The 9476-nt window shown below is 34.6% G+C and carries 9 protein-coding genes; 8 read left to right on the plus strand and 1 reads right to left on the minus strand.

The annotated features are described in order from the left end of the window. Positions 1-128: 128 nt before the first annotated feature. Complete coding sequence (locus VKJ25_RS01165) at positions 129-851, minus strand: ATP-binding cassette domain-containing protein (RefSeq protein ID WP_324234803.1); 723 nt, start codon at positions 849-851, stop codon at positions 129-131. A 425-nt stretch (positions 852-1276) separates the two neighbouring features. Between VKJ25_RS01165 and VKJ25_RS01170 the strand changes: the two genes are divergently transcribed. The 8 genes from VKJ25_RS01170 (at position 1277) to VKJ25_RS01205 (ending at position 9244) form a co-directional block, all read left to right on the plus strand. After that, positions 1277-1708, plus strand: coding sequence for an SxtJ family membrane protein (locus VKJ25_RS01170; protein WP_324234795.1), 432 nt, complete (start codon positions 1277-1279; stop codon positions 1706-1708). Beyond that, positions 1709-1873, plus strand: coding sequence for a DUF5989 family protein (locus VKJ25_RS01175; protein WP_324234796.1), 165 nt, complete (start codon positions 1709-1711; stop codon positions 1871-1873). 523 nt (positions 1874-2396) lie between these two features. Further along, positions 2397-3611 (plus strand): SGNH/GDSL hydrolase family protein, encoded by a 1215-nt coding sequence (locus tag VKJ25_RS01180; protein ID WP_324234797.1) that lies wholly within the window; start codon positions 2397-2399, stop codon positions 3609-3611. Positions 3612-4184: 573 nt separating this feature from the next. Beyond that, a complete protein-coding gene (locus VKJ25_RS01185) occupies positions 4185-5402 on the plus strand; it encodes an SGNH/GDSL hydrolase family protein (protein WP_324234798.1) in 1218 nt (405 codons plus the stop codon). Between the two features lie 44 nt (positions 5403-5446). Beyond that, on the plus strand, positions 5447-5617 hold the full coding sequence (locus VKJ25_RS01190; protein ID WP_324234799.1) for a hypothetical protein: 171 nt from the start codon (positions 5447-5449) through the stop codon (positions 5615-5617). Between the two features lie 1220 nt (positions 5618-6837). Then, positions 6838-8781, plus strand: coding sequence for a carbamoyltransferase family protein (locus tag VKJ25_RS01195; RefSeq protein WP_324234800.1), 1944 nt, complete (start codon positions 6838-6840; stop codon positions 8779-8781). A 74-nt stretch (positions 8782-8855) separates the two neighbouring features. Continuing rightward, positions 8856-9056: a sigma-70 family RNA polymerase sigma factor gene (locus tag VKJ25_RS01200; protein WP_324234801.1), complete on the plus strand. Its 201-nt coding sequence runs from the start codon at positions 8856-8858 to the stop codon at positions 9054-9056. A 62-nt stretch (positions 9057-9118) separates the two neighbouring features. Next, complete coding sequence (locus tag VKJ25_RS01205; protein WP_324234802.1) at positions 9119-9244, plus strand: helix-turn-helix domain-containing protein; 126 nt, start codon at positions 9119-9121, stop codon at positions 9242-9244. The last annotated feature ends 232 nt before the right edge of the window (positions 9245-9476 follow it).

Genomic DNA, 9476 nt, shown 5'->3' on the forward strand with positions numbered 1-9476 from the left:
AAGGAAGAAGAAATAAGGAAGAAGGAAGAAGTTGTTAGAGTTGGAAAAACCTTACAGAAGGTAAATATTTCCCCAACTTTTTACACGCTCCGATATCAGCGGACATGATATTACTTCTTACTTTTGACTTATACTTTTGCACTAACTAACTGTTGAGTATAAGAATTTTGAGGATCGTCTAATACTTGATCGGTTAATCCAGACTCAACAATTTTTCCATTTTTCATCACTAATAAACGATGAGCAAGTAATCTAACTATCCCTAAATCATGGGTAACTAAAATTACACTTAAATGTAAATTTCGTACTAAAGAACGAATTAAATCTAATAAACGAGCTTCTACTGAAACATCTAAACCTCCCGTAGGTTCATCCATTAATATTAATCGGGGTTTTGTAACTAAAACACGAACTAATTGCCATCTTTGCTGCATCCCTCCAGAAAACATTTTTGGCAAATCATCTATTCGGTTAATATCTATTTCTACTTGGTTTAACCAATAAGTAGCTTCTTCCCGAATTTTTCCATAATTTCTAACTCCTATATCCATTAAACGTTCGTTAATATTTGCTCCAGCAGTTACATTCATTCTTAATCCATCGCGAGGGTTTTGTTGAACAAATTCCCATTCAGTTCGTCTTAATAAACGACAACGAGTTTCTGATAGTTTTGGCACGGTTAATATCTCTCCATTAGAAGTAGCATAAGTGATATTTCCTTCATCAATAGAAATGTATCTACCAATGACATTTAAAAGAGTAGATTTACCGGAACCAGATTCTTCGGAGTCCGGAGTGGGGGAGTAGCTAGAGACCTTTTGCTGCCCAAGATGAAACGCATTTTTGCCGATGCAACTTCCCTATAGATAAGAGTCAAGTTTTATCTATAAGAAATATACCTATAAAACATAGCTATTTTCTAGTTGATTATTCATAAAATGAGGAAGTAGGATTTAACAATTAATAATTAATAATTAGGGTTTACTGAAAAAGTCTGAATAATTAATAATTATCCATTATCCATTATTGAAAGCACCTACAGTCTTGAATAGAAAGTTTCTAACTTTTAGATAGTTGAAAGCCTTAGCTAGCAATAGTTATTCCTATAACTTTGCACTGTCGAGTATTAGACATCTTTAATATTATCCATAAACTATCAATTCTTTCTTCCTGTTCCCTCCATACCTGTTCCCTCTCTCAACTAGGAAATTTATTTCCCATGATTATATTGACTTTTTATCACTTTTCTGGTAACCGTTAAAAGTTAGCAAAATTATTGATTATAGGTAAACTAATGAGCGATCGCGAGATACCAAAAATTGATAAAAAGGGTCTCAGGGAATTTGGACTAATAGTTGGCAGTGTTTTTGGCGGTTTGTTTGGTCTCTTACTACCGTTACTGCACAGGCATTGGCCACCACCCTCATGGCCTTGGATAATTGCTATTCCTCTATTAGTATTAGCAATTATTTCGCCCCCTACTTTGGAACCTATTTATCGGTTTTGGATGCGGGTAGGAATTTTTATGAGTAAAATAATGACTCCTTTATGGATGGGGGTGGTATTTTATCTTGTAGTCATGCCAATGGGTTTGATTATGCGAATGTTTAAAAAAGACCCAATGGAGCGACAATTAAATCCTGAAACATCAACTTACAGGGTAATTAGTCAATTAAAAACTAGAGAAAGTATGGAGCGACCTTTTTAAATGTTTGAAGGAATATTAGATTTTCTCAAAGACCTTTGGGGTTTTATGGGAGAAAGAAAAAAATATTGGTTATTGCCTTTAGTTATTACTTTGGTTTTGTTAGGCGCTTTGATTATTTTAAGTCAATCTTCTGTCATTGCACCGTTCATTTATACTTTGTTTTAATCTAACTATTTTAGCAGAAGCAAGGAAGAGATTTTTTGTTGAATCTTATTGTAATTCTTGATAGTTATTTTAGGCATAAATAAACATTTCAAAAATCGGCATTTAACCGTCAACTATTAGCTAGTTTTCTGCGGAGGAGTTGTGCTTTTTCTTATAGCAAATATGTCGGCGACAGCCGAAAATAGCTATTGGTTTTAGTTGGCGCTCAAAGCTTTTTTATTTGAGAACTCAAATTACTACAAAAGCGATTTTTTATGTGTATATTCGTTTAAATATTCTCCTGAAGCTAAAGGGCAATAAAAATGAATAAAGCAAGCTTTCTTTTAAGTTATACTATATTTCTTGGTCGATTGGATATGCCGTTTAGCTAACGCAATAGATGGAGAGGCTTTATACCTTAATTTTTCGGTAAAATTTTATTGTAGGAGGCTTGGTCTCGAAACCTAAACAAAAATGGGATTTGGAGACTAAACCCCTATAGCTTTATCTACTTAAAATTACAAAAAAAATTCTAACTGAAAGAATGAAAAAGTTAAAAGTTTTGGCAGGAAATCTAACTATGATTTTTGCCAGTTTATTTGTGGCGGTAGCGATCGCTGAAATAGGAGTAAGAATTGCTGGTTTAGAGGGATTAAAAAAAAAGCCAGAAACTACCCATGCAGAATTTTATCCGACATTTTATACTATTCCTCATCCGGTTAGAGGTTGGGAATATAGAGCCAATGTTTCTGGTTGGTCAACCAATGAAGGAAAGGCTTATTTAGAATTTAATAGTCATGGTCTTAGAGGACCGGAAATTACTAAAGCTAAACCAGAAAATACTCTACGAATAGCTGTACTTGGAGATTCTTTTACTGCAGCAGTTCAAGTTTCTTATCAGCAAACTTTTGTGGCAGTAATGCAAAAAGAATTGGAACAATGTACAAATTTAAAAGGTAAAAAAGTAGAGGTAATTAATTTTGGTGTTGATGGTTATGGAACTGCCCAACAGTTATTAACTCTTCGGGAAAAAGTTTGGGATTTTCAGCCAGATATTGTGCTTTTAGCTTTTTATAATGGCAACGATGTTACGGATAATTATCGAGAGTTAGAAGATAATCATTATCGACCTTTTTTTGTCTATAAAAATGGGAAGTTAGAATTAGATTTATCTTTTAGCAAGTTACCTACAAGTCAAGCAAATCGTTATATGATTACCACAGTTGATAAATTACCAACTTGGCTAGTAAATAATATCAGAATTTTACAAATAATCAAAAAAGTAGAGGTTGATCAAAAGAAGAGATATGCTGCCAGACACTTTGAAACCATACAAGCAAATATATTTAGAGAACCGCCAAATTCTGATTGGCAAGAAGCTTGGAAAATTACAGATGAATTAATAGGAATTATGGCAAAAGAAGTACAGGAAAAAGGAGCTGAATTTAAAATAGCTACAGTGATGAATGATATGCAAATAAATCCCGATAGACAATGGCGAGAAGGATATGCAAAAATTATGAATATTCAAGACTGGTATTATCCGACAAAAAGACTGCAAAATTTAGGAGAAACTCATAATTTTTCTGTGATTGATTTAATCAAACCTTTTGATGATTATGTTCAGAAAAATCCTGTTTGTGTTCATGGGTTTAAAAACACAAAAATGTGTACAGGACATTGGAATGCTACAGGACATAAATTAGCAGGAGAAATTATTGCTAAAAATTTATGTCAAGAGGGTGTATCGAAATTTTGAATCAAACCAAAAATTTAGGAATTTGCAAATTAATAAAGTACCGATTTAATAAATAAAAATACTGTGTTTGTCCGCAGCGAGGCGGTAAGATTAGACTCAATCTTAATAAGATTGCTATATAAGAAAATATCCTAGCACTTTTCTATTTTTTGATATTCTTGAAAAAAGCTTGTTCAATAATTAATAATTGCCTCTTATTATCAAGAAAAAAACTGGCTAAAATAATTTTTTTTCTTTTTGAGCCATAAATAGAAAAGCTTTATATAGCAGTCGAAGCAAAAGGCGCGGACATTTTTAATTTTCATATTCTATTGTTCCCTATTAAAAAAAATTTGTAAGCATCTAGCTATTAGCAGTTAACATTCAGATCAAGCGCAATAAAAATGAATGAAAAACACTCTTTTAACTTCTACTTTTCAACCATATATTTGATGTTTTCAAACTATCTATATTTCTGGCTAGAAATTATAGATTTGCCTCAAAAGCTGAATTGCGAAGTTCCGACCCAGGAGGCTATCTAATAGCTGACTGCTGAATGCTTACATAATTTCTTTTTCAACTAACCTTTATATAATGAAAAAACTGAAAAATTTAGCCATCAATTTAGGATTAACATTAAGTACATTAATATTTGCTGTCGCAGTAGGTGAAATCGGTCTAAGAATAGCAGGAATTGAACAATCCCCACCGCCAAGAATGGATGCCGAAGTAGACGAAAATTCTCCCTATACTTTCCAAGATCCTTACCGAGGTTGGGCAGGAAATCCTAACGGCAAATCATTTTGGACAGGAGAAGGAATACCTTCCGAAATCAAAATGAATAGTGGAGGATTTCGGGATTATGAACGGAGTAAAACTAAACTAGAAAATGGATTAAGAATTGCTTTATTAGGAGACTCTTTCACAGAAGCAATCCATGTAAAATTAGAAGATACTTATGGTGCAATAATAGAAAAAAATTTACAACAATGTCCTGTCTTAAAAGACCGAAAAGTTGAGGTAATGAATTTTGGAGTCCAAGGTTATGGAACAGCTCAAGAATTAATGACATTAAGACATCATGTTTGGGATTATTCACCAGATTTAGTCATCTTAGTTTTTTTTGCTTCTAACGACCTTCGTAATAATTCTCGTGCCTTAGAACACGATCATTTACGACCCTATTTTTTCTATCAAAATGGTGAACTTGTAGCAGATATGTCGTTCCGCAATTTAAAATTTTGGGAGAGAGATATTTATGCTTTTTCTCAAGTAGATTTCTTGCCATTTTGGTTAGTGCAAAATTCTCGAATATTACAGCTAATTAGAAAAGTAGAAGTTGAAGGAAAGCACCGTCAATATATGAAAGATTATAGTGAAATTAATACTGCTTTCTACAAAGAACCAAAACCAAATTCAGATTGGTCAGAAACCTGGAAAGTGACCGAAGGTTTGATTAAATTAATGAGAGATGAAATCTATGAAAAAGGAAAAGATTTTATGGTAGTAACTGCTAGTGATGCTCATCAAGTTTTGCCGAATTTTCAAGATATTGAAGGATTTAGAAAATCTTTGAATGTACCACATTTATTCTATCCAGATACCAGACTAAAAAATTTTGGGAAAAAGGAAAATATACCAGTTTATACTTTAGCAGGACCAATTTGGCATGAGGCTAAAAAAACAGGTAAATGTTTACATGGTTTTGATAATGCTATTCCTTGTAAAGGTCATTGGAATATAGCAGGTCATAAATTTGTAGGAGAAATAATGGCAGATTATTTGTGTAAGAGATATACTAATTCTGAATAGTATTTATACAACGTTATTAGGGTGAATAAAAATTCGCAAATGCCATGAAAAATTGGAAATTGATGCAGGGAATAAAAACAGGATTCAGTTTAGTTAGTATTAACTTGGTTTTAGCATTTCTGAATTTAAAGGCTGTTTCATTAGGATTTTATTATTCTCAGATCAAGAAACTATTTTATACTCGAAAAAATACTACTTCTCAAGTCCGGGAATAATTGGAAAAAACAGGAACTAGACTGGCTACAGATATAATTAATAAATCTGTATTAGAGCGACTACATCCTCTTTTTGGTTATGTACGAAAGCAAGGTGTTTTTAGCCAAAAACAATTTATTTTTGATTATAAAAAATCAGGAATCAGAGTTAATAATTACAGCCTTATATCTAAGTATAATTATCCTTGATTTTTCTACCCTTGGTTTGCTTAAAATCCTAACTTTTTGGTGGTTATATTTGTAAAAGTTGTACTTTTTCGCTCTTGAAAAAGGCTATAACATTTATGTGTAAAGACTTTTCGATTGAATCAGTAAGAGCCAGGTAAATAGGTATTTTAGGACTTACCCAGAAACCCGGTTTCTCCAAGAAACCCGGTTTCTTTGCCAGGACTTACAAAGAGACCACATATATATGATAGTACCTTTGCGTAAGTCCTATTTGCGTAATATCAAACCCGGTAGTATTAGAATTCAAGACCGTAGTGGTTATATTTGTAAAAGTTGCACTTTTTGCGACCCTAGATATATAGTCATTCTGGTTTAGACTGAGACAATAATTTCTTACTGTTAAAAGGTTTCAGCTAAAAAAATGTTTCATTCTTATTCAGAATAACTATAGTGCTTAAAACTATTGCACAATAGTTTTTTGACTCTACATATAGTACCTTTCCGTAAGTCCTGTATGTAAAGACTTTTAGATTGAATCAGTAAGACCCAGGTAAATAGGTCAGGACTTACGCAGCGACCCTAGATATAGCGCTTAAAACTATTGCGCAATAGTTTTTTAACTCCATATATAGTACCTTTGCGTAACTCCTGTAGGTATTTTAGGACTTACCCAGAAACCCGGTTTCTGGCAGCAACTGGGTTTCTTTGCCAGGACTTACACAGAGACCACACATATATATAGCGTTTAAAACTATAACGTTATAGTTTTTTAACTCTATCAGGACTTACGCAGATGAACCCAGAAACCCGGTACGAGGGTAAATTATTACTGCTCAAAACAACGATTTATCCTAGAAACCGGGTTCCTCCCGTGTAAGTCCTATCTATATACAGTACCTTGGCGTAAGTCCTGTTTGCGTAATATCAAATCCAGTAGTATTAGTAGAATTCAAGACCGTAGTAGTTATATTTGTAAAAGTTGCACTTTTTCGATCTGGAAAAAGGCTATAACGTTATAAAAGGTTATTTATCAGGAGAAAAATTTATAAATTATGAACATTCTAGGAATTTCAGCTTATTATCACGACAGTGCTGCTGCCCTTGTCTGCGATGGCAAAATTATCGCTGCTGCTCAAGAGGAAAGATTTTCTCGAAAAAAACATGATGCCAGATTTCCTCAAAATGCTATTTCTTATTGTCTAAAAGAAGCTAATATCGAATTACTCGACTTAGACAAAATCGTTTTCTATGACAAACCATTAGTTAAATTTGAGCGACTCCTGGAAACTTACCTCAGTTATGCTCCCAAAGGTTTTCGCTCCTTTCTGATGGCAATGCCGATTTGGTTAAAAGAAAAATTATATCTGAAAACCCTATTAAGAAAAGAATTAGCAAAATTAGGTAACTGTAAAAAACCCCATCTTCCCCAACTGATGTTTACCGAACATCATCAAGCTCATGCAGCTTCCGCATTTTTCCCTAGTCCCTTCGATCGCGCTGCCGTAATGTGTCTCGATGGAGTCGGTGAATGGGCAACAACTTCGGTTTGGTTAGGAGAAGGAAATAAACTGACTCCCCAGTGGGAAATTGATTTTCCGCACTCCTTGGGTTTGCTCTATTCAGCTTTTACTTATTACACAGGTTTCAAGGTAAACTCTGGGGAATACAAACTTATGGGTTTGGCTCCCTACGGAGAACCTAATTATGTAGATTTGATTTTAAATAATCTGATAGATTTAAAAGCTGATGGTACTTTCCGGTTAAATATGGAATATTTCAATTACACAACTGGTTTGACAATGACTAATGAGAAATTTGACAAATTGTTTGGCGGTTCTCCTCGCAAAGCAGAAACTAAAATTAGTCAACGGGAAATGGATATTGCTGCTTCTATTCAAAGAGTGACTGAGGAAGTAGTGTTGCGTCTGAGTCGAACCGTGCAAAAAGAACTAAATGTTGAGAATCTTTGTTTGGCAGGGGGAGTTGCTCTCAATTGTGTGGCGAATGGTAAAATTTTACGGGAAAATATTTTTAAAGATATTTGGATTCAACCTGCTGCTGGAGATGCTGGTGGTGCGTTGGGTGCTGCTTTAGCTATTTGGTACGAATATTGCGATGGAGGTAGGGACGTTGATAGTAAGGATGTTGATAGTAAGGACGTTGATAGTAAGGACGTTGATAGTAAGGACGTTGATAGTAAGGACGTCCCTACGGATGTGGAAAAATCTCTTGTTCGCGCTCCTAATGATATGATGCAAGGAGCTTATCTCGGACCGAAATTTGCAGATGACGAGATTCGAGAATATCTCGATGCTATTCAGGCAAAATATGAATATTTGCCAGATTCGGAGTTGATGCCACGGTTAGCAGAAATTTTAAATAATGGTAACGTTATCGGATGGTTTCAAGGTAGGATGGAGTTCGGTCCCCGCGCTTTGGGAGGGCGGTCTATTATTGGCGATCCCCGGAATACCAAGATGCAGTCAGTGATGAATTTGAAGATTAAGTATCGGGAGTCTTTTCGACCTTTTGCACCTTCCGTTTTAGCAGAACGAGTTTCAGATTATTTTGATATTGAACATTCTAGTCCTTATATGTTGTTAGTAGCTCCAGTGCAGGAGAATTTGTTAATTCCGATGACAGAGGAACAAAAGCAGTTGTTTGGGATTGAGAAATTAAATGTACCGCGATCGGAAATTCCGGCAATTACTCATGTAGATTATTCAGCGAGGATTCAAACTGTGCATCAAGAGACTAATGCGAGGTATTATGAATTGATTCGGCATTTTGAGAAATTGACCGGATGTGGGGTGATAGTGAATACATCTTTTAATGTGCGGGGGGAACCCATTGTTGGTACGCCCGAAGATGCTTATCGGTGTTTTATGCGAACAGAGATGGATTATTTGGTAGTGGAGAACTTTTTGATGGCGAAGACTGAGCAGATTCCTTGGGAAAAAGATGAATCTTGGAAACAGGAATTTGAATTAGATTAAAGTTGTAGTCAGCAGGGTGTGTTACATTTCATTAACGCGCCCTTAATTAAGGACAGAGAGGTTCTGCTAAAAAGATGGAATTCTTTGAATATTTTGCACAAGCTCAGTTAGAAGCTTTAAAAGATAGAGAAAAACAAATCATCGAGTTAAGATATGGGCTTACAGGAGACAAACCTATGACTCTAGCTTCCATTGGTGAAGTTTTTGGTATTTCTAGAGAACGAATTCGCCAAATTTTAGATAAGGCTCATAGAAAAATTCGTAGTAAAGGGTAAATAACAGCTTGACATAACCTATGATTATCTATTATAATGTGTAAATATCTATATTTCATCTTATGCTACTAGGATTCAAAACTGAGTTACACCCCACAAATCAGCAAAAAACCTTATTGGCTAAACACGCGCTTTGTAGCTCGTCATGCCTGGAATTGGGGATTATGGCTTACCAGAAACATCCTTAATCACAATTCTAGTCATCCTGATAGTAAACTTAAATTTCCTACTGCTGTTGATCTGCATAAACTTTTAGTAGCAATGGTCAAACCTAAAAACTATTGGTACTATGAAGGTATCCGCTCAATAAATTGGGGTAAGAAGAGAAAAAGTACAGCTAGTATTGTAAAATATCATCCATGACGCCAAAAATATCATCATCAAAATTAGTGGCTACATTACTGCAATCAATTGCTCGAG

Source organism: Okeania sp. (assembly GCF_035285525.1).
In the GTDB taxonomy this organism is placed as follows: domain Bacteria; phylum Cyanobacteriota; class Cyanobacteriia; order Cyanobacteriales; family Microcoleaceae; genus Trichodesmium.

Bases quoted from the DNA above. Each gene is read 5' to 3' on its own strand.
- VKJ25_RS01185 (WP_324234798.1), top strand. From the start codon at position 4,185: ATGAAAAAACTGAAAAATTTAGCCATCAATTTAGGATTAACATTAAGT.
- VKJ25_RS01180 (WP_324234797.1), top strand. From the start codon at position 2,397: ATGAAAAAGTTAAAAGTTTTGGCAGGAAATCTAACTATGATTTTTGCC.
- VKJ25_RS01205 (WP_324234802.1), top strand. From the start codon at position 9,119: ATGCTACTAGGATTCAAAACTGAGTTACACCCCACAAATCAGCAAAAA.
- VKJ25_RS01190 (WP_324234799.1), top strand. From the start codon at position 5,447: ATGAAAAATTGGAAATTGATGCAGGGAATAAAAACAGGATTCAGTTTA.
- VKJ25_RS01195 (WP_324234800.1), top strand. From the start codon at position 6,838: ATGAACATTCTAGGAATTTCAGCTTATTATCACGACAGTGCTGCTGCC.
- VKJ25_RS01200 (WP_324234801.1), top strand. From the start codon at position 8,856: ATGGAATTCTTTGAATATTTTGCACAAGCTCAGTTAGAAGCTTTAAAA.
- VKJ25_RS01175 (WP_324234796.1), top strand. From the start codon at position 1,709: ATGTTTGAAGGAATATTAGATTTTCTCAAAGACCTTTGGGGTTTTATG.